This window comes from Trichocoleus sp. ST-U2 (genome assembly GCF_039961875.1).
GTDB lineage: Bacteria > Cyanobacteriota > Cyanobacteriia > Cyanobacteriales > FACHB-T130 > FACHB-T130.
Genome location: NZ_JAMPJY010000010.1, coordinates 132,972 through 159,616, shown reverse-complemented (window position 1 = coordinate 159,616; position 26,645 = coordinate 132,972). Strand labels below are relative to the sequence as shown.

The following is a 26,645-nucleotide window of genomic DNA, read 5'->3' as shown; positions in this document are numbered from 1 at the left end:
TAAGCTGAAATGAGTTAAATCTATAATTCAGCCAGTTCCTTCCATATCTAGTGCCAGAAGAACTTTTCTGGCACATTGACGATTTGTGCTGCCACTTTGAACCCTAGTGGCGAAAGTCCCGGCTTCAGCAGCCAAAACCCAGAATTTAAGCTGTACAACGGTCGTGCTCAGCGGCAGCAGATCGCCTTTGCATCTACACCAAGATATCTAAACTGTTCGCTGCAACAGAGTGGTTGTACTGCGCCACAGCGGTGGTTGATTTACAGCGTTTCAAGCAGGATGGATGACTTAACCCCGAACCGGGAGGAAGATGGAAAACTCAGAGCCTTGCCCCAACTCCGACTGGACTTCCAGCCGACCATCATGTTTCTCTAGCACAATCTGACGGGCGATCGCTAAGCCTAACCCCGTTCCCTTGCCAACCTCTTTAGTGGTAAACAAATGATCGAAAATCTTAGTTCTAACTTCCTCATTCATGCCTTTACCATTATCATTAATGCGAATTTCAACCGTATTTTGTTCTGGTAATAATGCAGTTTGAATCGCGATCTGTTGGGGATGATATTCGAATTTTTCAAAGGTTGTTTGCTGTGCCATTTCATCGAACATATCAATCGCATTAGCCAAAATGTTCATAAACACCTGGTTAAGCTGACCGGGGAAGCAATCAATTTCAGGGATTTCACCGTAGTTTCGGATAACTTTAATGGCAGGCCGATTTTCATTCGCGTTGAGTCGATACTTGAGAATTAACAGCGTACTATCTAACCCTTCGTGCAGCTTGGCGCTAACTTTGTGTTCCGTATCGGCACGAGAGAAGGTACGCAGACTGGTGCTGATGCCTTTGATGCGATCGGTCGCTCCTTGCATCGAGTCAATTAACTTGGGTAAATCCTCCAATAGAAACTCTAGGTCAATTTCTTGGGCCAATTCGGCTACCGAACCAGTAGGCGGCTGGTGCTGCTGGTAGGTGTCTAAATACTCACGCAGGTCTTTTACATAATCTTTGGCATTATTAATACTGCCGTTGAGGAAGCCGACGGGGTTATTAATTTCGTGAGCAACTCCTGCCACCAAGTTACCCAAAGTCGCCATTTTTTCGTTTTGCACAATCTGAAGCTGAGATTCTTCAAGCTGTTGAGCATAGGCTTGGGCTTGCCGATAGAGGCGAGCATTCTCCAGGGAAATCGCAGCTTGGGCACAGAGCAAATTCAGCAACTTAACGCGATCGCGGGTAAAGGCTCCTGTTGCCAGATTATTTTCCAGATAGACCATACCCAGCAACTTGCCTTGGTGCAGAATGGGGCTGCACAGCAGACTCTTGGGCTGTTGGTTTTGGATATACACATCACCGATCAATAGCGGCTCTTGCACGGCGTTGGGAATCACGGCAGACTGCAAGTTGCGTTTGACTTTTGTGACCAGACTGATAGGGACTATACCGCTATCGACAAGCGACTGCGCCGGATGCAGAATCTGCGTTGCGATTTGACCGGATTCCGTAAGCTCTGCCTTAGCCTGAACCGTGAGATTTTGTTCCTCACTCAACATCAAAGCGCACTGCGTCGCCCCTGAGGTTTGTATTACCGTAAGTAAGAGAGTGCCAATTAACTGCTCAAGCTCAATTTCACTAGAAAGAGTTTGGGAAGCTTTGAGGATGGCAAGCAGATCCAGGGAATCAGAAATACTGGTGGAGGAAGTATTCGTAGCGGTGACAGTTCCAGTGGCAAATACGGTTTCGTCAACAGAGAATGGTGTCTGCGTTTGTTGGAGGATGGGAGCCAGTAGTTGAGGATAGCGAGTTTCTAAGTCGGCGAGTTTGGCTTTCGCCCCCCAGCGAGCATAGCCATAATAGGCTTCAATCATATAAGCTTGGGCGATCCGCTCTTTGTTCCAAGCCAAGTAGAATTTTGCCGCCAGTTCATTGGCAAGGGCTGCTTCCTGAGGGTAGCCATTGGCTTTGGCATCGGCGATCGCTAGGTCATACAGTTCTATTGCTTCCGTTTTGCGATCGAGAACGCGATGTTTCTCAGCTTCTACTAGATGATATTTGTGCAAGTAATTCATGGGGCCATAATCTGCCCACTCTTTTAGCTTGGCTTGATTTTCTTGCATTCGCTGCCATCTAGGTTCTGACTCCAACATCGATTCCGGGGGAGTTGCCAGCACGGTCAGAGAATCATAGAAATATAAGATCGGTTCAACGGTACTTCCCATCCCTCCGGCTAAATACTGTCGGGTTTGAGTGGCATCGTATTCCGCCTTGGCAAAGTCTTCCAGCCAGTAATTCAATGTGAATCGATACAGGTAAAAGAAAGATAGTCGGTAAAAATCGACTTTTGCCTCATCCAGGACTTGTTCTTCATAGGCATCCTGGCGTAGGAGAATCTCTTCCTCTGACTCACCCAAAAGAATTTGAGCCGCTTGCCAGTAAGCCAAAACACAGTTTGCTGCCGTGACTTGGTGGAGGTCGCACAACTGTTGGTAATAGGCGCAAATTTGGGGTTCGAGTTCAGCGAGCGGTTGACCGCACCAATAAGCATTGAAGCAGTACAACTGGGCATCATAGCCCATAAATTCTAGATTGCCAGTTTCCAATCCAGCTTGATAGCCTTCCAGCAGAATAGCCAACGTTTCTCGCAGATGGATCGTCCAGTGACCCACATATCCCCCCATTAACAGGGCTGTTGCGGCTCGAATATTTTTGGCATCTGGCTCTGAGGCGAGTTGGTATCCTAATTGCCCAAACTGAGGCACCTTGGTCATGTCTCCCCACAATATCCTCAGTTGAAAGGCGTAACCCGCGTAGCAGTAAGGGGAAACCGGACTATTGCCAAACTGAATTGATAATTTAACCTGGAGGGCTACGACCAGAAAATAAAGCTTTGTGCCGGACATATAGCAGACGGGGGTCAGTCGCGCTGCATTTTGCATAATCGCGAGCTGCTGAGGATCGCTCATGGGGGGCAGATGAAGAAATGACTCAATGGCGCGATCGCCAATTAAGGCATCAATTTCCTGCTTCAGGAGCCGAATATCCTCTAGCGTTGTTTCGTCTGGCAGGTTCACGCCCAACATTCGGAAGACCGATTGACCGATCGCGATCGCTTCTACAAATTGATTGCGGGCGACTAACGCCTGAATTCGGACTTGATAGACTTGCACCTGTTCTAAAGGCGTTTTCGCATGATGAATTACCGCTTCAATCCACCGATCCATCTGCTCAAAATCGCCCACCAAGAAAGCGACCTCGGCAGCTAAGTCGTGTAGAGCTAGAGTCATGTCGTACTGCCGGTGCCAAGCGTCTGTTCCCAGCAGTTTCAGCGCCACGGTGGCATATTCACGGGCAGCTTGATAGGCAGTTGCCAGTCTGGCTTTGCGGCAAGCCGTGAGGTTGAGTTGGGCAAGTTCGTCCCGTTCCTGTTGTTCCTCAACCAGCGTGGTTCCATAGTTCAACTGATTGACGATTTCAAAAATGCGCTCTTCTCTGGCGGCAGGGGAAACTTGTTGCAGCAACAGTTGCCCGATCTGGTAATGAGTCGTCTGTTTTTGCTCGTTAGGGATGAGAGAATAGGCGGCTTGCTGAACGCGGTCGTGGAGAAAGCGATAGGAACAGTTAAAGGTTTCTGCCTGGTTGACTTCTGCCACCTGAAGTGGCAGCGGCTGATAAAACTTATAGACCTCGGCGATCGGTAAAATCACGCCTTCTTGCAAGGCTTTCCAGAGGTTGATGGCGGTATCTTCGGGCGATCGCTCATTGACAATCGCCAGGGTCGCCAAATCGAACTGAGCGCCAATGCAAGCTGCCAGTTTCAAAGCAGTCTGGGTTGCAGCAGGTAATTTTTGCAACTGGAGTGCCATGAACTCAACGACATCATCCGTGAGCGCGAGTAACTTCACCGTTGCTAAGTCGCACTGCCAATGTCCTGCCTGGGAATCAAACGAAATATAGCCGTCCTCATGCAGGGCTTTGAGAAATTGGGTGAGGAAGAAGGGATTTCCCTTGGTTTTTTGACAGACCAACTCCGTCAGCGGTTGAGCCAGTTCCAGAGAGCAACTCAGGGTATCTGCCGTTAACTGATTCACAACCGCTTGGCTCAGGGGTTCCAGGGTGAGGGTATGGATCAGAGTTTCCGCTTTTTTAACCTCGTCGAGCATCAGCATTAACGGATGCGTCGGGAACACTTCGTTATCCCGATAGGCTCCGATGATGAACAGATAACCGCGTTGCTTGCCGCCGTAGGCATCGCGCTCTGTCAGCAGTAGCTTTAGCAAGTTCAAAGAAGCGGAATCAGCCCACTGCAAGTCATCCAGGAAAATCACCAGGGGATGCTCTGGGGTGGTGAACACGGTGATGAACTTCTGGAACAGCAGATTGAAACGGTTCTGAGCGGCGCTACCGGAGAGTTCTGGTACCGGGGGTTGTGGGCCGATAACCTGTTCGAGTTCAGGAATTACCTCGATCAACACCTGACCGTTGCCACCCACTGCCGCCAGGATCTTCGCTTTCCACTCTTGCAACTGCACGTCATCACTACTGAGCAGTTGACCCATCAGGTCGCGGAAGGCTTGGACAAAGGCGCTAAAGGGAAGATTGCGGTTGAATTGGTCGTATTTACCTTTGATGAAATAGCCATGCCAACGCACAATCGGCTTATGCACTTCATTGACGACGGCGGTTTTGCCAATGCCGGAAAAACCGGCTACCAGCATCAGTTCGGAGGCTCCGTTGGCAACTCGACCAAAAGCTTCGAGCAAGGTTTGAACTTCTTGTTCTCGTCCGTAAAGTTTTTCAGGGATCAAAAAGCGATCGCTGATATCCCGTTCACCTAAGTTAAACCAGGCGTGTTTGTTCGCAACACCATACTCTTGCTGGCATCTCATTAGATCGTGCTTAAGACCGAGGGCACTTTGATAGCGCTCTTCCGCATTCTTAGCCATCAGTTTGCGAAGGATTTCACCGAGCAGGATGGGCAAATCTGGGTTGAGATCGCAGACAGAGAGGGGTTGCTTCGCTATATGGGCATGAACCATTTCCATTGGCTCGTCAGCTGGGAATGGTAACTGTCCCGTGAGCAGTTCAAAAAAGGTAATTCCCAAAGAATAGAAATCGCTGCGATAGTCAATCCCCCGGTTCATCCGCCCGGTTTGTTCTGGTGAGATATAGGCTAGGGTGCCTTCTAGAATGTTGGGATTTTGAATCTCTTGGGTTTCGCGGGGTAACAGGGAAGCAATGCTAAAGTCAATTAGCTTAATCTGCCCAGTTTCGGGTTGAATCAGAATGTTGGCGGGTTTAATGTCTTTGTGAATAATTCGTTGCTGATAGAGCTGGTGGAGGACATCCACAATTTGCAGAGCAATTGGCCAGAATTGTTCCACCGTCAGCGGGGAAGTCTGGATGTAATGACGTAGGGAAATGCCACCAATGTCTTCCATCACCAAGGCATAGCCATGAGCATAGGGTTCTAGACTCATCGGTTGGACAATGCCTGGAATGTCGAGATTTTTTGCGATCGCATACTGATTGCGAAACTGCACTAATTCGCTGAAGCTGGGATATTCGTGCCGCAGTGTCTTAATCACCACCGGACATTGCTGTAACCTTTGCACTCCTCGATAGACAGCTGTCCTAGAACCTAGATACAGTTGCTCAACCAAGGTATAGCCAGAAAGTTTTGGGAATTGCTGTACTAGAGGAGTCATTAGGTTTAAAAAGCGAGCTTTAACTTTATTCCTAGGATTCCCTAAAATGTTACGTATGTAACAAATAAGCTAAAAGTACAACTTACTTAATTATTCAGAAACTTTCTATATATCCCTATCGGCAGGAGTGTGAGAACACAGCATCCCTAAGAACAGACTCGCTCGCGTGTCGGAGGGAACTGGAGTGAGAGAAGCATTGGCGAATGCGAGTTTTGAGCCAAGCCCAACACTTCTCAATTCGATTGAGGTTAAGAGAATAGAGGGGCAGATACAACAGCCTCAAGCCAGCCTAATCAAGTAGTGGTGCAATGCGTCCGCCATGATGGAACGTCGCGTTATCAACAATTACCACTTGTCCCTCATGGTGAACCAGATGTGTGGGTTGATTGCAAGAATGCCATCAGCCCAAGAAACCGTCGGATCTGGACTTTGCTTTGCCCCAAGCTGCTTAACCCAAACTTAGGTTAAATTACCCTCCCCGGTAAAGCTTCGGTTCCGGTCTTTTTGGGAGTAGGATGCAGAAAAAACCTTTGGAAGGAGAAATCTCTGTGTCCTTCAGAAACCCCTTACCCAACTACATTAACGGCGAGTGGTGTGCTTCCCGCACCACCGAATACCTGGATGTGGTGAATCCCGCTACTGCCGAAGTCTTAACCCAGGTTCCCTTGTCACTTGCAAGCGATGTAGAGGCTGCTGCTGTTGCGGCTGCGGCTGCCTATCCGAACTGGCGACGCATCCCGGCAACGGAACGAGTGCAATATCTATTTAAATTGAAATTTCTATTAGAAGAACATTTAGATGAGTTATCTCGCATCGTGACGCTGGAATGTGGGAAGACGTTTGCTGAGTCAAAAGCAGAATTACAACGTGCAATTGAGAATGTAGAAGTTGCTTGTGGGATTCCCATGTTGATGCAGGGTTACAATCTGGAAAATGTTGCCCGTGGGATTGACGAAATGATGATTCGTCAACCCGTGGGAGTGACCGCAATCATCGCTCCGTTTAATTTTCCTGGAATGATTCCCTTCTGGTTTTTGCCCTACGCGATCGCTTGTGGCAATACAACCATTCTTAAGCCTTCTGAAAAAGTCCCTTTGACGATGCAGAAGGTCTTTGAATTACTAGAAAAAACTGGATTGCCTAAAGGCGTCGTCAATTTGGTCAATGGTGCCAAAGAAGTGGTCGATGCAATTTTAGAACACTCTACAATCCGCGCCATTAGTTTTGTCGGTTCTTCACCCGTTGCCCAATATGTCTACAGTAAAGCCGCCGTCTTTGGGAAACGAGTGCAATGTCAGGGAGGCGCGAAAAATCCCATCATTGTCCTGCCAGATGCGGATATGGAAATGACGACTCGAATTACCGCCGATAGTGCTTTTGGCTGTGCTGGACAGCGCTGTTTAGCGGCTTCTGTGGCTGTGACGGTGGGAGAAGCACGGCACACTTTTACCGAAGCGATCGCAAATGCGGCAAAAACACGAGTCGTCGGCTATGGCTTGGATGAGAAAGTCCAAATGGGTCCGGTAATTACCCGTCAAAGCCAAGCGCGAATTGAGCAATTAATTCAACAAGGAGCTAACGAAGGTGCGACGGTATTAGTAGACGGACGCAGCGCTAAGATTCCCGGTTACGAACAGGGAAACTTTGTCCGACCGACAATTTTGCAAAATGTCAACCCAAGAAGCGAATTAGCGAGAACAGAAATCTTTGGCCCAGTGTTAGGGTTAATGCACTTGGAAACGATTGAGGACGCGATCGCTTTAGTCAATAGCGGTCAATGGGGAAATATGGCTTGTTTATTTACTAGCAGTGGTGCCGCAGCGCGGCAGTTTCGGTATGAAGCAGAAGCTGGCAATATTGGCATCAATATAGGAGTCGCTGCACCGATGGCGTTCTTTCCGTTTAGTGGTTGGAAAGATAGCTTCTACGGCGATTTACACGGTCAAGGGAAAGACGCTGTGGCGTTCTTTACCCAAACAAAAGTTGTAGTAGAACGCTGGCCTAAAACGTGGTCGCGTCAGTTTTAGTATCTAATGCAATACATTGTATTTCACAATAAAAACCTTACCCCCCCAACTCCTCTCCTTCAAAGGAACGGCAAGCCGTAAAACCTTTAGCATTTTCCCCTCTCCGTTAACGGAGAGGGGTAGGGGTGAGGTTCTTTGGGATTTTATCGATTAAATCGCCACCTTAGGACGCCGCAGTTGACGCCATAAAATTAACAACCCTAATGCGATCGCGAGTACAACCGCGGTCACAGCAATCAAAGGTTGATTGGCTTGACGAACCGCGATCGCTACGAATGCCCAGATAATGACGGAGGGATAGGCAACATCCGCCCGTTTTAGGGTAATCGTAGCAGCGATCGCTGCGGCGACAACCAGCAGAATTACCGTCCATATTTCAGGACTGATGCCCCCACCGTTCCAACCCAAATAGTCAAGCGTACTCGCCACATTCACAATTGTCGCAACACTAATCCAGCCTAGATAGATGCTCAAGGGAATTTGAACTAACCATTTTTTTACCCTTGAAACTCGTTCTAAACTAATTCCCAAACGCAGATAAATCCCAATCAGGGGCACTAAAATGAACAGCATTGCCACAACTGAGAGTGTAAACAGTTGGTACTCGAAAAGAAACACCCAGGCGATTTGTGCAATACTCGCTAATACCAAAAAATACCCTTCCCGACGCAGATAGGGATTTTGTCTTTGAGCGGGTAGAACTTGATAGACTCCAAAACTAATCAAACCTAAATAAATAACTCCCCAAATCGCAAAAGCATAGTTAGCGGGGATAATGGGGACATCACTAAAGAACCGATTAGAAATTTCCCCAATTGTCAATCCATTGGGAGGAGCCACATTTGCATAGACATTAATCGCAAATGCGGCAAGAATAGCGATGAAATTCGCAACTGACCGGAGGAAATCTGAGTCGAAGCGCTGATTGACAGATTTCATATTGTTACCGCCTCTTTTTTAAGGCTTTGTTTGACAATTCAAAATAAAAAATTGTGGCACTGGTTTGCTAAAGAGTGAGAACTGGTCAAACCATTGCCAAATCTAGGTTAGACAAGTTCATCACGCTTTAAGGAACCAGTGCCACGAACGCACCAACCCGCTTAAGAGCATACCGGGTAAAGATAGTGATTTCTGCTAGCGATCGCTAAAAGACAGAATTTCTATTTCAAGCGTTCGTCATTACAGGACAAGTAACGTTCGTCCCGCCTAGTCCACAATACCCATTTGGGTTTTTGGCGAGGTACTGCTGATGATAGGCTTCTGCGTAATAGAACTCAGGAGCATCCAGAATCTCAGTGGAAATCTCCCCATACCCGGAGGCTTTCAGGGCTTGCTGATAAGCATCTCTGGATGCTTCAGCCAGCTTCTTCTGGCTGTCTGAATATGCATAAATTCCGGAACGGTATTGGGTGCCGACATCATTGCCTTGACGCATTCCTTGGGTAGGATTGTGGCTTTCCCAGAAGAGTTTCAGGAGTGTTTCGTAACTAATTTCTTTCGGGTCAAACACAACGAAAACTACTTCATTGTGTCCCGTCATGCCCGTACAAACCTCATGATAAGTAGGGTTTGGCGTGACTCCTGCTGCATAGCCAACTGCGGTGGTGAAAACTCCAGGTTGCTTCCAGAATATGCGCTCTGCTCCCCAGAAACACCCCAAGCCAAACATCGCCATCTCCATCCCATCGGGAAAAGGAGGTTTCAGCGGATTACCGTTTACGTAGTGAGTAGCGGGGACTTGCATGGGTTCTGCCCGTCCCGGCAATGCTTGCTCGATCGTGGGCAGACTTTGCTTTTTACCAAATCCGAATAGCGCCATTGATTCTGACTCTGTTTTCTGATAAACGTTTTAACCTTATTTCATATTGTAAAGATTTTGGCATCCCCTGAAGAGCGGGAAGGAGGTAGGGTTAGCCGGAACCTCACCCCCCAACCCCCTCGATCTTCACGGAGAGGCGGCTATTTCTTTGCCTTTTTGTTGTTGAGCTAAACGTTGAGCTAAACGGGGCTAGCTTCTCCTCTCCCTGCTTACGGGGTAAGGTCAAATAGGATGTATCGCTGCTTCCTAACCGTGGATGCTGCCATCGGGTAGGATGGCTCCTGCTAAGTTCGCTCCAGTCAACTTAACCAGGACTCGGTCTTGCGACCCAACCTTAGCTCCCCTCAAATCGGCTCCCCTCAAATCGGCTCCACTGAGGTCGGCTCCAATTAAGTTAGCTTCTCGCAAGTTAGCGTTGTTTAGCTTCGCTTGCAACAGGTTGGCTCTAAAAAGATTCGCTTTTTCCAGGTTGGCTCCCTGAAGATTCACTTTATGCAGGAAGGCATCGCTTAAGTTGGCGTTGCTGAGGTTGGCATTGCTCAAATTTCTTCCAGACAAGTCCTTTTCTTTGAGATTAGCTCCGCTCAAGTTGGCTCCGCTCAAGTCGGACTGCTGCTTAGGAGCCTGAGGGTGAGATTGAGGGTGAGATTGAGGCGGTGATTGAGGCGGTGATTGATAGGAGTAACTAGATTGATAATAAGAACTCGGTGGATGAGCGCGATCGCGTGCCGGAGGTTCGGGATTTCGGTTCTTTTCGCCGGGTCGAACTGAGCGCAAGCGATCGCGTGCCTGATTAATCTCTTTCAGCTTTTCTTGAGCTTTTTGCTGTAACCGAGGATTATCTTTTGGGATGCGATCGGGGTGCCAAATAAAAGCCAAATCCCTATAAGCCTGGTTCACTTCATCAAGTGAGGCTCCAGGCTCTAATCCCAGCACTTTGTAGTATCGATCTAGATCGCTCATTATCACTACCCTAGCAGGCGTTGCCGGTTGAACGAATGCTTCTTTTGGAGTGAAGTAATGAGATCCCGAAACCTCTAGGGGCGATCGCGCTCCTGTTGCCCATCCCATCAAATCATTGCGGTTTGCAACGCTCTAGCACATCTTCAGCGATCTGCTGCCACTCTTGGTTTAGGTCTTCTTTAAACTCTGGTCGTCCGGTGCGCCGATACCAGTAAAGGGCATTACTTTTGTCGCCTTCTTTTCGATGTAGGTAGGCGTGAACCCAAGCGCTGTCAGCATCACTGGCATTTTGCACAATTTGATGAGCTTTGTCCCAATCTCCTTTTTTGTCGTACCACAGTGCCTGCAATGCTTGAGGTAGAGACTCAGGACATCTTTCCTGTTCGATCAACTGTGTAAATTCATCTAGTCTCATAATCTGCTCCCGGATTGTTTTACGAAAGGCACAGACTAAAAATGATTATAAAGATTTGGTCGAATCAACTAAGTAAGGACTTCCGTTCCAATACTTAGATTACTAAGAATTTCTGGTCGCTTGGGTTGCAATCGGTCAAAACCTGAACCGAAATGTATTGAGTCAAATCTGTAATCTTTGCTGGGGTGCCAGTGCTACTCGTTGGCGCTGACCTCCAGAGAGTTGAAAGGGATAGCGATCGCCCATTCCGTTCAATTGCACCAACTCTAGTAGTTGTTCTACTCGCGTTTGGGTTCTCGCTTTCAGTGCATTGCGAATTTGTAGACCAAAGGCTCTCGCTCTCACGCTCAAGTGCGTGAGAGCGAGTATAGTGCTGCAACACAAACCCGACCCGCCATCTTGGACACTTGTCAGCTAACTTCGTTAACCGCTTTGAAACTGCCGAACTGCTTGGATACGTTTTCAACAACAATTCTCACGGCAAGTGTCCCTTTCGATATAAACTACGGTTTATCGATTCCATTACCGTAGTTTGGCACTCCGCTTAATCATCTGAGTACAAAAATATTAAAGATTGGGGAACTAGCAAATGGCGAGGGGTTCAAGTTGCCGAGTTATCAGAACCGACACCTCGCTAATGGCAGATTTGTCAAATGTTAGACCTGCTGACTCGATATAAAGTGAGATTATTTGAGATTGAGTACATCTACGAAAGTTCGCTGATAGTTTAGTAAAGTTGCCATTTACCCCTCGACCATGAAAAAATTTAAAGCTCTTCCCAATGGCGGTAAACTAATTTTATTTTTATTATTAGTCGTGATTTCCCTTACTCCTGTTGTGATTGTAGATGCTGGAGAACGGGGTGTATTAATGCAGTTTGGTAAAGTGCAGCCGAGAGTATTAGACGAAGGAATACACTTCATTATTCCTATCGTTAATACCGTCCAGAAATTGAGCGTTCGAGTACAAAAACAGGAAAGTTCTGCTGAAGCTTCCTCGAAGGATCTTCAGGATGTTTTCACGGATGTAGCTCTCAACTGGCACATTATTCCAGAGGAAGCAAATGCTATTTATCAACAAATTGGGAACGAGAACCTAGTTATCGAAAAAATTATAAATCCAGCAGTAGAAGAAGTATTAAAAGCAGTAATGGCACAGTACACTGCTGAAGAAATTATTACAAAGCGAGGAGAAGTAAAAGCGGGCGTAGACGATTCATTAACTACACGACTGGCTAGTTATCACATTGGAGTTGATGATATCTCCCTAGTCCATGTCCACTTTTCCAAGCGATTTAGCGATGCTGTGGAGGCGAAACAGATTGCCGAACAGGATGCAAAACGTGCAGGCTTTATAACTTTAAAAACATTGCAGCAGGCAGAAGCACAGGTTAATTTAGCCAGAGGAGAAGCAGAAGCGGATAGGGTGTTACGTGAAAATTTAACTCCAGAATTATTGCAAAGGCAAGCAATAGAGAAATGGGATGGAAAGCTGCCGCTAATTGTCGAAGACTCTACAAAATTGTTGGATTTAAGTAAATTTGTAAAACCTAACTAAAATTGGTTAAAATATTGTAGATAGTGTTGTGGATATTAACATTTTTTCAAAAGCAATTGAAACTTGAGTCTGAAACCGTTGTTGATGCTTCAGTTTCAAGACAGGCTGGGCAATTTCCAGTTTCGTTTTCGCTCTTTTTCTATCATCTACAACGTTAACTGCGTGCAGTGTAGAGAGTTGTAGTTCTTTTTGCACCATTAATTCTGGAATGGCGGCTGCACCGACGCCGCCTTCTACCACTGCCTTCACCATCTCGCTACTGTTCAATACTAAAACTACATTGAACCGGGTAGGAGCGATTCCCCAATTTTGTAAGGCTTGCTCAAACATTTGCTGCGCTCCGGAGCCTGCCTCTCGCATTACCCAACTGGTTGTAGAAAGTTCTGTTAGAGAAATCTCAGCAAGCCCAAACCAGGGGTGAGACTTTCCCACGACAATTTGTAAGCGATCGCTCCCCACTACCTCTTGCGCTAAACAACTCTGTAGCGATGGTTTGACTTCTCCTGTGATTAAACCTAAATCAAAGAGTCCTGTTGCTGTTCCTTCACAAATTTCTTCTGCATTACCCAAAGTACAGTTAACAAAAATGCCAGAATACTGGGTTTTAAATTGACTAATTTTGCTGGGTAGCCAGTAGTTGCCAATCGTGAGACTTGCGCCCAATTTCAACTCACCCCGTTGTAAATTGTTTAATTCCCGCAAACCTCGCTCAGTCAAAGCAACCTGATCGAGAATCTTCTGCGCTTCCACCTGTAGGAGTTTCCCCGCCTCCGCGATCTCAATGTGGCGACCAACGCGATGGAACAGTTTCACGCTGTATTGCTGTTCCAAGCTTTGGATCGCGGCACTAACCGCAGGTTGGGTAATATATAGTTCCTCCGCCGCACGGGTAAAGTGCAGATGTTCTGCCACCGCTAAAAAAATTCGTAATTGTTCAAATGTCATCTCTACTCTTTAAGGCTCCTTAAGCACCTCTAGCTGTCTATATCAAGCTATCAATCACTTTAAGTTATCCTTTCAACAAAAAAAAGTATTTGATTTTATTAATTTGGCTGCATAGATTGAAAGCATAGTTTATTGCAATCAAGCCTTACCCAGACAAAGCCTAGCGGTTAGATTCGGCTAGCCGCACCGAATTGGCAAATCTGTATGAAGGGAGCCTCTAAATGACAAGTGAAAGACGACTAAATCAGAGCGATCGCGGCTTAAAGCCAAACTGTCTTCCCTTTGGAGAAGTTCTTGCTCAATCCTTTGCGGTCATTGCACCCACGACAATACCCGCCTCAAATATCGGATTGATCGTCGTACTTTCCGGCAATGGCACCTGGCTAAGCTTTCTCATCGGCATGATTGGGTTAGTGCTTGTTAGTATTAACATCAATCAATTTGCTAGCCGCTCGGCTTCTCCCGGTTCGCTCTACTCGTACATCGTCAAAGGATTAGGCCCGACAGCAGGTGTAATTTGCGGTTGGAGTTTGGTTCTGGCTTACTTGTTTACAGGAATGTCAGTTTTGTGCGGCTTTGCCAACTTTAGCAGTATCTTGATTGGTCACTTGGGTATTCATCCCTCGACGATTACGCTGCTGGCACTCGGTGCAGGGGTTGCCTGGTATGCAGCATATAAAGATATCCAGCTATCAGCAATGGCGATGCTGTGGATGGAGGGAGCTTCCCTTGCCCTGATTGGCGTCTTAGGGATAATCATTTGGGCACACAAAGGCTTTGCATTAGATATGTCCCAATTAACCTTGCAAGGCGTAACTCCAGGTAGCGTCGCAATGGGGCTTGTCCTAGTAATGTTTAGTTTCTCTGGCTTTGAAAGTGCTACATCTCTGGGTGATGAAGCAAAAGACCCCTTAAAAACGATCCCCAGAGCAGTTTTGGGGAGTACTACCCTGGCAGGTTTATTCTTCATTTCGATGACTTACATTGAAGTGCTGGGTTTTAGCGGAACTGGAGTTTCCATTACTACTACGGAAGAACCGCTGGGTTTTCTAGCGCAACAAGCGGGAGTTGGTTTTTTAGGAACCTTGGTCGCCTTCAGTGCCCTGTTTAGCTTCTTTGCCTGTGTCCTTGGTAGTATTAATCCAGCAGCCAGAGTCTTCTTTACGATGGCTCGTCACGGCTTATTCCCCTCTTCGTTGGGTTTATCTCACTCATCGAACCGGACACCGCACATTGCCGTTACGCTGTGTTCGCTGATTGTATTTCTGGTGCCTGCTTCCATGTCCCTGTTTCATGTGAAGCTGTTTGACAGCATGGGTTACTTGGGCGCGATCTGTAGCTACGGGTTTTTAACGGTTTATACCTTGATTTCGATCGCTGCACCCGTTTACCTGCACAAGATTAGAAAACTCCGCCTACACCATGTAGTGTTCTCAGTTCTGGCAGTTGGGTTTATGATGATTCCCGTTCTTGGAAGCGTGGGGATTCCAGGTAGCAATCTTTTCCCAGTTCCAGAAGCGCCTTACGATGCGTTTCCTTACCTGTTTTTGATGTACCTGATGGTTACTTGCGGATGGTTTGTCATCCAAAGATTCCGCTCTCCAGAAATTGTCAGTTCAATGGAGCGGGGGATTGAAGAGATTCATGCCAAGTTTGCGACCCCTAGTTCGGTGGTGATACCAGAGGCGATCGCAGATGATGAATTTTGAAGCTAGTTTGGACAACGCATCTACAAACCTTAAGGACACGCAAAAATGAGCGAAATAATCACGGCAATCCCCCTTGGATTCACTGCCTTCACAGCCACCAACCTTGATGACATCGTGATTTTGTTGCTGTTTTTCTCGCAAGTGAATGCGGTATTCCGACGTCGCCATATTGTGGCTGGTCAGTATCTGGGTTTTGGTGCATTAGTCCTCGCTAGCCTTCCCAGTTTTTTTGGTACCCTAATATTGCCGCGCCCTTGGATTGGTTTGTTAGGCATTCTCCCGATTGCAATTGGAATCAGTCGCTTACTCAATCAAGACACGGATGAATCGGAAGGCGAGGAAAAAGTAGAACCACCTGAGAAATCTTGGTTTACGAGTTTTTTATCTCCACAAACTTATAGCGTGGCAGCCGTTACATTTGCGAATGGGGGTGACAACATCGGTATCTATGTGCCGTTGTTTGCGAGTAGTACCTGGGAGGGTCTTCTGGCGATTCTGGGGGTATTCTTCTCGCTGGTGGGAGTTTGGTGCTACACCGCTTACCAATTAACCCGTTTACCTGCGATCGCTCAGACCCTAACTCGGTACGGCAATCAACTCGTTCCCTTTGTCTTAATTGGGTTAGGTGTTTTAATTTTAGTAGACAGTCACACGCTGGAAAATCGGGGCTTGCTCGTCCTGACTTTAGTAACCAGTTGTCTCTGTTTGCTGACTCTCGGCAGAAGTAATGAGCAGGTATCTGAGGCGGAAATCTGCTCAACGCCTGAAATAGAGAAAAATTGAGGAGGTTGCGATCGCTGTGTCATGAGTTGGTTTGCACAAGCAATAATTGCCGGGGTCACATCCTTTGTGGCAACTAACATTGATGACATTGTGATCTTGATGCTATTCTTCGCCCAGGTAAATTCTACCTTCCGCACCAGACATATTGTTGTAGGTAAGTATCTTGGATTCACTGTATTAATTGCCGCCAGTCTTCCGGGTTTCTTTGGTGGCTTAATTCTGCCAAAAGCTTGGATTGGCTTACTAGGTCTGGTTCCCATTGTTATTGGAGTGAATCAATTAGTCAATTGGGAAAAAGATGAAAACGAAGTCCAGACAGTATCAGATGAATTTAATAGCTCAAAAGCTAGTTCCTCAGTGATGTCAACTCTCGCTAGTTTTCTTACTCCTCAGACTTATCACGTCGCAGCTGTTACATTTGCTAATGGGGGTGACAATATCGGGATATATGTACCGTTGTTCGCTAGTAGCAATCTGGCTAGTTTGGGAGTAATTTTAAGCGTATTTTTTGTGTTGGTTGGAGTTTGGTGTTATGTCGCCTACCAATTAACCCGCCATTCGGTTGTTGCTCACCTTTTCACTCGTTACGGTAAGAGAATCGTCCCATTTGTGTTAATTGGCTTAGGAATTTTTATTCTGGTTGAAAGCGGTAGCTATCAACTCTTACCGTCGTTCTAATAAGTGTCAGTTTTAGCTTGGCAGACCATTTACCAGTGTCTGCAATTTAATAAAAACCTTTTTTGCTAAAGGTCTACCCTTAAAAATTTTCCAACCATAAACCCAAACATCGAGTTGGAAAAACTCGGAATCTCGCAAGGAGAAAGTTCATGAAACTGTTCAAAATCGCTCTGGTAGCATTCGTATTTCTGGTCAATTTAGCGATCGCTCAACCTTCTTTGGCAGACAGACCGAAACTTACCCAGAGTCCTGACTACACAGAGGTAACTCAATCTCTTGACAGCCTCTTAAAAGCAAAAGACGCACCAAATCAATCCGATTATACACCTGAGGAAATTCAGCAGAAGCTCGGTGAGTTGCAACTGCAAAAATATATCTTAGAGACAGCAGCAGACTGGGGGCAGTGCCGTAATGAAACTGGAAAAACGTTGGCGGTCTATGCTCATAAAGCCAATAAATCTAACTTTTCCGCAGCAAGTACTCTCTACTACTTGGGAAATGGTAAAGTCACGGACGATGATTGGAACTGTGATGGCGTTTACTTGCCAAGTGGTGTCAAAGTAGCTGGCTTAACTCCTGGTGACACCCAAGGGCAAGATTTAGGGGAGCCTGTAGCTCTCAAAATAGTGGCTGGAACCCAATTAGTCGCTAAAACCAATCCAGAAACTGGTGCAGTTGAATTCAACGTTCCTGCTGCGAAAGTTTTCAAAGCAGGTGAGGGTACATGGTCTGTTCCTAACTTGTCGTCAGCAGATGTGGAAGCGCAAACTCCTAACGCACCAATCGAGGATTAAATTTTTCACGCCTGCGAAAGCACTTTAGGTGTTTTTCCTCTAAAGAGTAGCAGGATGACAGCCAGGGTATGAAAAGCTACCAAAAGTAAACGGTTGAACAGCTATCATACTCTGGCTAATAGACTTCATAAAATTTTTCGGAATATCGGGTTTCGGATCAAAGTGCTTCTGAAGGGAGAAAGCTTGTTTTGTTTGTACATCTAAACTGATAATTAAGGGTAGTATTTTGTGCAGCTATTGTTTATGTTTAAGCCAATAAATGGGAGTACAGAAAAATTAGAGACGCCGAAACGACGGACTTCTGAGCGAGTGCGAGATCATTTGGCAAACGAACGCACCTACTTAGCATGGATGCGGAGTGCGATCGCGCTGATGGGATTTGGTGTTTTGATCGTGCGCCTTCGTCTCCTCCGTCCACCCCTTGCGCCTCAACCTCCTGGTAATGGGTGGAAGTTAGGATTAGTGTTCTCCTTAGTTGGTTTGGTAACGGTATTGCTGTCAACCCAGCACTACTTCGCGGTTCGTCATGACATTGACGAGGATACATACGAACCTGCGGATCGCTGGGTGATTTTATTTAGCCTTGCCGTACTCACCTTGGGAGCTGGGGTTATCTACTACGTCTTCACAGTTCCAGTTGAATCATTAAATGGTGTCATCCTTGATTAACTGAGATTTTATTTAAGTAACCCTGAAGAGAGCCTACCTTTAAAAGTCATTTTTAGAGTTTTTATAACGCATATAAACTCAGAAGTAATGCGTTAGACCTGGCTACAGGCTACGCATATATGTTGCACCGTCAGTTATTTTTAAGATAGGCTGCAAGGTGTAAGTAATGCGCTTTTTATAAGCATTTTTGGATAATCTTTGCACTTCAACGCATAAGAAAGTAATGATTAAAGATTGGATATTTTGTGAGGAAAATAAGTTTGGATAAATCTACACTTAGTAATAGTAAATTGACAACCACTTGTTTAATTGTTGGTATAGAAATAATTATTGGTTTACTAAGTGGTCTAACTTTTATTGCACTTGGGGCAGGTGGAGGGTCTTGGATACTTGGGGGTATTGCTGCTGGTGCCTTGGTCTTTTATTTCTATCGTCGATATAACAATCAAGCTAAACCTAATCGCAACTCAAGGAAATTTGGACAAATTATTGTTGGTCTTACTGTAGGATTTTCTCTTAAGCAAAGTAATCTAATAACTATTTATTCCCAATTACATATCTTTCTATTTTTAGCATTATTTTTACTGTTTTGTGGTGGAATTATTGGTTATATATATTCACGCATTGAAAAAACAGATTTGCTAACTGCCATGCTTGCTACGGTTCCCGGAAATATAGGAATCATGGCAAGTATAGCAGCAGACTATGGTAGAAATATTTCACTTGTTTCTCTCGTTCAGTTAATACGCTTTACGGCAATTATTATTGTTATACCGCTTATTGCTAATGTTTCTAACGCACATGACATCAACGCGATAATTCATTCCGTTACTGAAAATTTATTTGTCATAAATTTCAACTACTTATTTTTACTATTTTTGTTACTATCTGTAACATTATTGACAGTTAAAATAGGCAGTTATTTGAAAATCCCTGTTGCTGGTTTCTTGTGTTCAATAATAGTCGGGGTTGCTTTTGATTCGTTGCTAGATTCACTGCCATTTTTATCTCATATCGATTTTAATCTACCCCCTTTATTTAATTTAATTGGTCAAATTCTACTGGGAATTACAATCGGTGAATATTGGGGAATGAACCCAAAGCTGGGAAAGCTTACAGTAGCGTATGCCTCGGTTCCTGTAGCCATGACCTTTTTGGCAGGATTCATCTCAGCAGGAATTGCTACGTTGATCACGCCCTGGGACTGGCTAACGTGTTTGCTGGTGACATCTCCAGGCGGATCTCCAGAAATGATATTAATCTCTCTAGCTTTGCATCACAATGTTGAGATTGTAACCGCAGGTCATCTAGTTCGGCTAATGACGATTAATCTGTGTCTTCCAGCTTTGGTGTCTTTCATTTGCTATCTAGAAGGCCGTTCTACAAAAAATCAAGATGGCGCAGCAGATCAGCTTAAAACGATATCACCCAAATCAGCAATGCCATAATTTCTTTGCGATGGTGTTAACCTTGGGCTTGTTAACCTTGGGCTATTGATTCCTCTTCATCCACAGTTAGCTCATCCTCAGGAATATTACTCGGTTTAGTTAAATGTGGTTGGATGAGCAGACTAACACCAATTGTCCAAGCAATTGAAACCATCCATCCTGCTAAAATATCGCTGGGAAAATGAACCCCTAAATATATTCGCGTCCAACCGATCGCTAATACGAATACGCTCCCCACAGCCAGCACCAACCAGCACCAATTACTATTCCAGGTCAAAATGACTAAAGCAGCTATCAAGGTCATACTGGACATCGCGTGACCGCTGGGAAATGCATAATCAAACTCTGGGGAAATTGACTCCCAGAGGTTGGGACGCACTCGATGCAGCAACAGCTTTGCAGTGCGATTAATCAAAATGCTCCCTAGTAACGTGGTCAGTAAATAGGCGAGCGATCGCCACTTTTTAAGGCGCAGCAACACTAACGAGATTACAGTAGCAACTGGAAATACGCCCCAAAATACTCCGAACTTGGTTAAAGTTGCCGCAAAAACGTCTAGTTGTGGCTGTGCTATCTTGTGAACTGCTAGCAGGAGAGTTTCATCCCAGGGGAGACCGCCTTGATTCTGCAATACTACTAATGCAAGTTCTTCAAAAACCAGCATTGGTAAACAGACCCCTATCAATAGGAGTAGCAAAGAACGCCAATAAGCAACGAGCAGCTTTTCGAGAAAACTTAGGAAAGATGAAGACAGCTTCCAAAAATTAGAACTAAACATTCACCAAAAAATGCTGAAAATGTGTACAAACCGAAATTCTTTATTATTTTTTTTTGAGATAGTAGCACCCTGATGGGGAAATCTTTTTACTATCAGATATTAAATCAAACTCAGCTCACGCTTGATAAACTAACTTCCAACTTACTCCTGCTAAAATCACATAAATTACCAGCCGGAGCGCGCCTTGAGGAGTAACCTTGCAGAGTTTAGCACCTAGCAAAACTCCCGGTACTGTTCCCAGCCAAATTGGCAATACTAAACTCCAATTCACTGTCCCAAGGCAGAGGTGTCCAAGGGAAGTAAACACCAATAAAATCGCTGCCTGTGAAATATCTGTGCCTACCAATTTACGCGCGTCGAGGCGGAAAAAGGTAATCAACACAATTGCAAACATCGCACCAGAAGACACGCTAGTTAATCCTACCAGACAGCCTAAAATTGCTCCTACACTGAGGGTCGAAATTCGACCCATCTGAGTGTTTAAATCAAACTTAGGCGGCTCAGGTAACTGCAACTTCGGGAAAAAAGTTTTCAGCGACAATTGTGCGAGTCCCAACAAAGTGACAAGCAGGATCATGAACCCGATCGCACGTAGCAGAATGTAATCTAGGTCTAAGGTTGCATCAAGCTTAATCAGGTATAAAATACCTACTCCGATTAGTGAGCCAGGAACACTTCCCCAAGCCAACCATTTGACAACTTGCAGGTCAAGCGTTTGCTGTTTCCAGTGTTTAAAGCCGCCGATCACCTTCATCAAGGTGGCAGCTACTACATCGGAACTGACTGCGATCGCAGGTGGAACGTGGAACACAAAAATCAACATCGGAGTGATCAGAGATGCTCCACCGATTCCCGTTAAACCAACAATGATACCCACGACAAAACTGAGGAACGGTAGTAATAGATAGTCCATACTGCTGTCCTTGCACAGGTGGTTAAAATGCTGAATCTCTAACTAGAGGTAAACTTTGACCTTAGTGCTAGCGGCGATTAAGCAACATTCGCCGCCTATAAATCCCCATTAGCCACCGGGGAATAAGACAGGAGCATCAAGAATCTTAAACTGTATCAATGCCAGAATGACCAGAGTGTATGCGGTTGAGGAGACTACACCTGTCAATAACTCTTTTTTCCAGTTACGCTCAGCGGGTTCCTTACTAAAAACATCGACAGCCCCTACTTGCATCAAGAGAATTCCCGCAATATTAGAGAGCCAGTACCCGACGATTGAGCAAGGCAGAAGTAAATCTGGGGAAAGCCAACTACAGATATACCCAAAAAAATAAGCAATTGGCAGATTGAAAAACAGGTCATTCCACCAACATAGTGGTGACAGCATATATCCAATGACCAGAAGGAATCCGCCTCTGAGCTTTTTGAACCAACCTTCCTGGAAACTTTGTTGAGCCGCTGGTTGCAAATGCTCAGGAGTTACTTGCCCTGCGAGGGTCAGCTCACTACTGGGTCTTTTAGCGTTGTCCATGCAAAATCCACTATCCCGCTAGAGTTACCGTAGTTTCAATTTAATCTGATACGGATCAAAAGTCTAGTGCGGAAGGGACAACGCTTTAGTTTTTTTTGAAATATCTAACTATGGTGTGAAACCTGCAAGGTTCTCCAAAGCTCTTGAAACCCTTAGAAGAGTCATCGGTTGGCTTGAGGCGGGAGCAAAACTAAACGAAATACAGGCTGCTGTTGGGTTTCACTCTGTTCAACCCAACCTACCCGGAATGATTTGTCAGGCAGCCAGGGCGTGAAAGTGAGGCTTGTTAGCGTAGCAGGACGTGTTGAGTATTAAACTTTCGCTTCCTCCGGCTCCTCACGGGATCTTCGGCTGATCATGCACACTACTAGCCGAAGATCCCAATCGTCGAAGGGCTGTTTTCACATCATGGCAATGTCGGTGAAGTAGCTGTAGATTCTCAGGGGTATCGTTACTCCCTCTGTTTTTAGGGATGATATGGTCAGTGTCCAGCAAGTCTCCATCCTTGAAGGACAATCCGCTCCTGCACCTACTATCAAGCTAACTACCTGGTTTAGGCATCCACCTAATCCCCAAATCAACGACAAAATCACTCGACTTTGAACCGAGAACCCGATCGATCGAGGCGATAAACTAAGGTTTTCCCGTTGCCATCCACAGCGACTCGCCAACCTGCGACCATTGCTTGAGCGCAGCTATTTTCCGTACCAGGCAAATCAAAACAGGTATTTGACCACATCTGACTTCGACCTTCGAGGATGTATAACTGAGAAGTTGGTACTTTTAATTGCTTACTAGCATCCTGCAATACCACCTTGGCAATGGAATTCGGTAAAGAGTCTTTGCGTGGGGGCATATCGCCTATTGCTTCCGTCCTAATTTGCTCAGCAGATTTATCAGTACGATAGACCTGATATTGCTTCGGTTTGCCTTCCACCGTTACCTGCCAACCTGGTGTCTGAGCGCTCATGCACCGCTCTACAGGACTTGGAATATCTAAACAGCCATTAGACCAAGTTTGCTGTTGAGTTTGTGTAATCAAAAGTTGGGAGATTGGTAAGGTTAAATGCTCGGATGCTAACTTTAAAACTTGCTCAGCAACCGCAGGAGGTAATTTTTTCGCCTCGTTTGGCTGGCTCTCCCTTTGATAAAGCTGAACCTGGGAACCCACTTTGTCAGTATTATAAATCCAGCGTTTTTGCCCGCTTTCTACGGTGACTTGCCAGCCCTCCACGACAACTGGATCGCAGGGATGGGGAAAAGTCGAAACTTCGCAACCATACGCCCACCCTGTCTGCTTCGCATTCACAATGCGTCCGGTGTTCGCCGGGAGTCCCCAGTTTTGGGTGGCATCTTGCAAAACGGCACTGACAACAGATTTAGGCAATTTGGCATCAACGATGCTGCTAGCAGCTTCATTTAATCTGATCCGGGAGCCGTTGCGATCGCTTCGATAAACTAAGCTTTGTTGCCTAGCTTTTACAGTGACTTCCCACGCAGGCATATTAATTTTGGTGCAGCCTTCAGCCGGACGCGGCAGATTTAAACAACCGTTGGTGTAAATCTGTTCATACTTAATGATGCGTAGTTGCGACGCTTGTAATCCCGTGCGTTGAGATGCTATTCGCAAAATGGCATTGGCAACGGAAGACGGTAACTTTTCTTTCTTAGATACTTGTTTGACGGGATCGGCAACAGCAGCTTCTTTTAAGGTTAAAGCAGTACATAAAGATAAAGACAAGCTGCTAGTTAACAAAATTAAAGTAGCAACTAGCCATTTTTTAGGATTTTTAGTTTGAGTCATTCTTTCCACAATTAAGGCTACTCCAAAGCCACTCGAATTAAAGTTTAGAAGTTTGATGTTTGCTTGAAGTTCATACCATCATTTGAGACGTGGCTGAAAAACCTATGTTCCAAACTAAATTTTTTCTAGGTTTTACAGGCACGTTAGCACAAGGCTTTGAGTGCATTTCTAGATTTTGAACGCACTCAAAGCACTTTATAAAAATAAAACTAAAATCAGATTGCCATAACCGCAACTTTTAATACTGTCGGGAGATTTGCTACTATTTTTATAACATTGTGATTAGGGCATCTAAAGTGGTGGTTTCAAAAACTGAAACCACTGATATTATCTAGGCGGCTAAAGTCGCAGCTATATTCAGGAAACCCGCCTACAGGGATTCTAAAAGTCTTATCAACTACCTATCTTATTAAGTTGAAAGCACTGTTTTTTATAAGAAACTATCTTTCGCGCATGAACAATACTCAAGACATCGTGTGTCCAATCCGGAAGAATTAGTGTCATGGCAATTTCTTCTAGCGTGTAAATGCAACCTACAGCAATCATCATCAATAGCGTAACTCCAGCATAATTAAAAACGAATAGGGCAATTGTGGTGATGAATAGCGTTATTCCCCAAGCTTTGGCTGAATAAGTGTGATAGCTGGCAGGTTTTCCATATTTCGCTAAGTTTACTACCAACCAGATTAATTGCATCAAGATTATGAGGCTCAATGGTATCGAGAATTTAGTAACTACATCAGGATGCACTAACCATGCACTAATTCCGATACATAGATAAAGACAAACATCAGCTAAACTATCGGCTTGTCGCAAAGCAGCGGTACTGACACCGATTCGACGGGCGATCGCGCCATCAAAAATATCTGAAAGAAAGGCAAGTACAAAACTAAAAATGAACCAGTAACTGGTTGTACCGTCAAGGGCATCCCATAATAGCAAAGGGCTTAGGCAGAGGCGGATAATGACCAGAGAAATGGGAAGAGATTGCAGAATCAAGGATGAATATTTTTGGCGATCGCGTTGGAAGTGTTCGATTGTATTTAAGTTGTTCATGTTATTGAGGGCATGAGTAAGCGTGTGATGATAAAGACGCGATCGCTAATTCCATTTCGCTTTTGTGAAGCTACACATCAGATCCCCCCAACCCCCTTAAAAAAGGAGGGCTAAGAAGAAGCTTATGTGTAGGAGTCGAAAAATTAATGGCTATATCTAAAAAGGAAGCACCGTTATCGCTTGCATTTCGTACTGCTCATTCGCTGCTACATCACTGGATCTCGCGCTTGTCCCTAAAGGCAAAGGAAGTGGTTCGTAGCGTTCCAAGCGGTTGAGGGGTCTGCGGGTTGCAGTTTCGTAGGCGAGCGCAGTGTGGAGGTAAGCTAGGATTTCCATCATTGGTAGATGCCTGGGGGGTGAAGTTCTCGATTACCCTTAGTTTTATGGGAATCCAGATTTACGGGGAGCGATCGCTTACCAGTTTTTGAAAAGTACGCCTGCTTGGTGGCTGTAAACCTAGTTTTCTCGTAGCCGCTGCGCCTTGAGAAGGGGTCAGTTGCAGAATTGGCCGATCCCTTGCGGAAATAGTGAAGTCTTTTTCGCCTTTTCTAGGCGTTGGCAAAGGCGATCGCTTCCGGAGCCTCTCCATGATGCTTTCTCTATCACGAACGAATTTCATCACAAGGAGAGCAATCGCTCTGATATAGCAATCCTATTTGAGTTATAACCAGCGCTTGAGATCCCCGACGTAGAGAAGTCAAGGATCTTACCTTCACGAATCATTTGGGGGTTGAGGCGGAGTAATTCTGTGAATGTCCCATCTATCCGGTTAGCAGCTAAGCTTGCATTTGTTAAAGCGGAGCGAATAATTTTGTTTCAGCCTGCTGCGTAGCTTCAGCAAAAAGCTTCTCGGCAAGTTGTTGTTTTTCAGCAAGGTCAGCAAGATTTTCTATGCCATAAAGGGATGACACGTTAGCGATTACATCTGGCGGAAAGTCTCGGCTAAAGTATTTTGTTTTAAAATCGTATCGGTTCGGTCGATATACCATTCCCAAAACTTCCATTAAAGGTTGCATTGTGTAGTTGTGATAATTAGCGATCGCTTCCACAAACCGCTCACGATTAATCTCTTTCTTTACAAAAACTTGCAGAAAATCAAATTTACTTCTTAGAATCTCTAATCTTGCTTTCATTTCCTCTAAATGTTCGCTTTGATTCAAATTCGTCTGAACAAGAAGATTAGCTTTATCAAATGCAACGACTAGATTTCCATGCCGCTCCAACGCTAGGAAATGATTGGGATTACTCCGCTTCATTAGCACAAAATCAATCATTAAGAACGGACTTGCTGATTCTAATTGGTAAAAGCATTGTGAGTGACCATGCCAAGTCGGTTCGGGAACTCGTAACTTAAATCGAATTTTAGAAATAGTTTCTAGAGCAGTTTCTACAATAGAAAACGTTTCTTCAACGCGCTCATCTTCAACAGTTACCTGAATGTCGAGGTCAGACCACTCATCTGTATAGCCATGTGCAGCCGAACCTCCTTGCCAGAAAGCAAAAACAAAATCAATTGGCTGTAAGGTATTAATCAGCGTTTCAAGAATTTCTACTCTCATCATCATGTATAAAATATGTAGAAAATTTAAGCCTTTAGCGATTAGCCCGTTCGCCGTAAGCGTTCCCGTTTGCGTTAGCCTTTCCTAAGGGTAGGGTAGGGTAATTTATTTCAGGGCAGAACTAAAATCTCAACAGGATCATCATCCTCCCGACTCACCCGATCGGGTGATTTCCCAGGACAACAAGCGCGAATAAGATAAGCTCAGCGAACAACGCGATGGAATACAACAGTTTGGCGTGCGTTGGTAAGTTTTGTAAACTACCTTCAGCCAATTGCAACTGGTTGTAGTATCATACTACAGTTCCCTTGACCGGGAAATTATTGAAAAGTATCTCAGGAGGAAGAGTGATGTTAGAGCGTGTAGCCGTTAAGACCGCCACAACCATTCAGACGCAACACCCCATCCTCACAGAGCTTTTCATTTAATTATTCTGATGTACGCGAATAATTTAC

Annotated in this window: 23 protein-coding genes and 2 pseudogenes; 8 read left to right on the top strand and 17 right to left on the bottom strand. The window is 45.3% G+C overall.

What is annotated here, in order from left to right:
• Positions 1-288: 288 nt before the first annotated feature.
• Together NC996_RS09645 and NC996_RS09640 are read right to left on the bottom strand one after the other, a co-directional pair.
• Positions 289-5,703, bottom strand: coding sequence for an ATP-binding sensor histidine kinase (locus NC996_RS09645; RefSeq protein WP_190689843.1), 5,415 nt, complete (start codon positions 5,701-5,703; stop codon positions 289-291).
• A gap of 115 nt (positions 5,704-5,818) precedes the next feature.
• Positions 5,819-6,061, bottom strand: a pseudogene (locus NC996_RS09640) (transposase); the annotation flags it as partial.
• A gap of 157 nt (positions 6,062-6,218) precedes the next feature.
• Between NC996_RS09640 and NC996_RS09635 the strand changes: the two are divergent.
• Positions 6,219-7,730, top strand: a complete 1,512-nt coding sequence (locus NC996_RS09635; RefSeq protein ID WP_190689837.1) for a CoA-acylating methylmalonate-semialdehyde dehydrogenase — start codon at positions 6,219-6,221, stop codon at positions 7,728-7,730.
• Between the two features lie 150 nt (positions 7,731-7,880).
• On the opposite strand, the gene NC996_RS09630 is transcribed toward NC996_RS09635, so the two are convergent.
• The 5 genes and pseudogenes from NC996_RS09630 to NC996_RS09610 all read right to left on the bottom strand — a co-directional run.
• A complete protein-coding gene (locus NC996_RS09630) occupies positions 7,881-8,669 on the bottom strand; it encodes a tryptophan-rich sensory protein (RefSeq protein ID WP_190689833.1) in 789 nt (262 codons plus the stop codon).
• 226 nt (positions 8,670-8,895) lie between these two features.
• The gene (msrA, locus tag NC996_RS09625; RefSeq protein ID WP_190412252.1) at positions 8,896-9,549 is read right to left on the bottom strand and encodes a peptide-methionine (S)-S-oxide reductase MsrA; all 654 of its coding nucleotides are present in this window, start codon (positions 9,547-9,549) and stop codon (positions 8,896-8,898) included.
• A gap of 246 nt (positions 9,550-9,795) precedes the next feature.
• Positions 9,796-10,512 carry a pentapeptide repeat-containing protein gene (locus tag NC996_RS09620; protein WP_190689896.1) on the bottom strand — a complete coding sequence of 239 codons (717 nt, stop codon included), beginning with the start codon at positions 10,510-10,512 and terminating at the stop codon, positions 9,796-9,798.
• Between the two features lie 112 nt (positions 10,513-10,624).
• The gene (locus tag NC996_RS09615; RefSeq protein WP_190689830.1) at positions 10,625-10,927 is read right to left on the bottom strand and encodes a hypothetical protein; all 303 of its coding nucleotides are present in this window, start codon (positions 10,925-10,927) and stop codon (positions 10,625-10,627) included.
• 186 nt (positions 10,928-11,113) lie between these two features.
• A pseudogene (locus NC996_RS09610) lies at positions 11,114-11,406 on the bottom strand (sulfate ABC transporter ATP-binding protein); the annotation flags it as partial.
• Positions 11,407-11,683: 277 nt separating this feature from the next.
• Between NC996_RS09610 and NC996_RS09605 the strand changes: the two are divergent.
• On the top strand, positions 11,684-12,484 hold the full coding sequence (locus NC996_RS09605) for a prohibitin family protein (protein ID WP_190536150.1): 801 nt from the start codon (positions 11,684-11,686) through the stop codon (positions 12,482-12,484).
• A gap of 6 nt (positions 12,485-12,490) precedes the next feature.
• On the opposite strand, the gene NC996_RS09600 is transcribed toward NC996_RS09605, so the two are convergent.
• A complete protein-coding gene (locus NC996_RS09600) occupies positions 12,491-13,429 on the bottom strand; it encodes a LysR substrate-binding domain-containing protein (protein WP_190689826.1) in 939 nt (312 codons plus the stop codon).
• Positions 13,430-13,650: 221 nt separating this feature from the next.
• On the opposite strand from NC996_RS09600, the gene NC996_RS09595 reads away from it, so the two are divergent.
• The 6 genes from NC996_RS09595 (at position 13,651) to NC996_RS09570 (ending at position 19,510) form a co-directional block, all read left to right on the top strand.
• Positions 13,651-15,138: an APC family permease gene (locus NC996_RS09595; RefSeq protein WP_190536148.1), complete on the top strand. Its 1,488-nt coding sequence runs from the start codon at positions 13,651-13,653 to the stop codon at positions 15,136-15,138.
• A 45-nt stretch (positions 15,139-15,183) separates the two neighbouring features.
• A complete protein-coding gene (locus NC996_RS09590; RefSeq protein ID WP_190689823.1) occupies positions 15,184-15,921 on the top strand; it encodes a cadmium resistance transporter in 738 nt (245 codons plus the stop codon).
• A gap of 21 nt (positions 15,922-15,942) precedes the next feature.
• The gene (locus NC996_RS09585; RefSeq protein ID WP_190689821.1) at positions 15,943-16,599 is read left to right on the top strand and encodes a cadmium resistance transporter; all 657 of its coding nucleotides are present in this window, start codon (positions 15,943-15,945) and stop codon (positions 16,597-16,599) included.
• Between the two features lie 149 nt (positions 16,600-16,748).
• The gene (locus tag NC996_RS09580) at positions 16,749-17,393 is read left to right on the top strand and encodes a hypothetical protein (RefSeq protein WP_190689819.1); all 645 of its coding nucleotides are present in this window, start codon (positions 16,749-16,751) and stop codon (positions 17,391-17,393) included.
• A 243-nt stretch (positions 17,394-17,636) separates the two neighbouring features.
• Positions 17,637-18,062, top strand: a complete 426-nt coding sequence (locus NC996_RS09575; RefSeq protein WP_190412261.1) for a DUF202 domain-containing protein — start codon at positions 17,637-17,639, stop codon at positions 18,060-18,062.
• A gap of 260 nt (positions 18,063-18,322) precedes the next feature.
• The gene (locus tag NC996_RS09570) at positions 18,323-19,510 is read left to right on the top strand and encodes an AbrB family transcriptional regulator (protein WP_190689817.1); all 1,188 of its coding nucleotides are present in this window, start codon (positions 18,323-18,325) and stop codon (positions 19,508-19,510) included.
• A gap of 31 nt (positions 19,511-19,541) precedes the next feature.
• Here the strand turns inward: NC996_RS09570 and NC996_RS09565 are convergent, their stop codons facing one another.
• The 9 genes from NC996_RS09565 to NC996_RS09525 form a co-directional block, all read right to left on the bottom strand.
• Positions 19,542-20,288: a phosphatase PAP2 family protein gene (locus tag NC996_RS09565; protein WP_190689815.1), complete on the bottom strand. Its 747-nt coding sequence runs from the start codon at positions 20,286-20,288 to the stop codon at positions 19,542-19,544.
• 115 nt (positions 20,289-20,403) lie between these two features.
• Positions 20,404-21,201, bottom strand: a complete 798-nt coding sequence (locus NC996_RS09560) for a sulfite exporter TauE/SafE family protein (protein ID WP_190689814.1) — start codon at positions 21,199-21,201, stop codon at positions 20,404-20,406.
• 108 nt (positions 21,202-21,309) lie between these two features.
• Positions 21,310-21,771: a hypothetical protein gene (locus NC996_RS09555; protein WP_190412265.1), complete on the bottom strand. Its 462-nt coding sequence runs from the start codon at positions 21,769-21,771 to the stop codon at positions 21,310-21,312.
• A gap of 336 nt (positions 21,772-22,107) precedes the next feature.
• The gene (locus tag NC996_RS09550; RefSeq protein ID WP_190412266.1) at positions 22,108-22,287 is read right to left on the bottom strand and encodes an HNH endonuclease signature motif containing protein; all 180 of its coding nucleotides are present in this window, start codon (positions 22,285-22,287) and stop codon (positions 22,108-22,110) included.
• 73 nt (positions 22,288-22,360) lie between these two features.
• Positions 22,361-23,575, bottom strand: coding sequence for a hypothetical protein (locus NC996_RS09545; RefSeq protein ID WP_190689812.1), 1,215 nt, complete (start codon positions 23,573-23,575; stop codon positions 22,361-22,363).
• Between the two features lie 393 nt (positions 23,576-23,968).
• A complete protein-coding gene (locus NC996_RS09540) occupies positions 23,969-24,631 on the bottom strand; it encodes a CDP-alcohol phosphatidyltransferase family protein (RefSeq protein ID WP_199303351.1) in 663 nt (220 codons plus the stop codon).
• Positions 24,632-24,787: 156 nt separating this feature from the next.
• Entirely contained in the window at positions 24,788-24,970 is a 183-nt protein-coding gene (locus tag NC996_RS09535) for a hypothetical protein (protein ID WP_190412268.1), read from the bottom strand.
• A 58-nt stretch (positions 24,971-25,028) separates the two neighbouring features.
• Complete coding sequence (locus NC996_RS09530) at positions 25,029-25,250, bottom strand: hypothetical protein (protein WP_348259987.1); 222 nt, start codon at positions 25,248-25,250, stop codon at positions 25,029-25,031.
• A 172-nt stretch (positions 25,251-25,422) separates the two neighbouring features.
• On the bottom strand, positions 25,423-26,196 hold the full coding sequence (locus tag NC996_RS09525) for a nucleotidyltransferase domain-containing protein (RefSeq protein WP_242037705.1): 774 nt from the start codon (positions 26,194-26,196) through the stop codon (positions 25,423-25,425).
• Between the last annotated feature and the right edge of the window lie 449 nt (positions 26,197-26,645).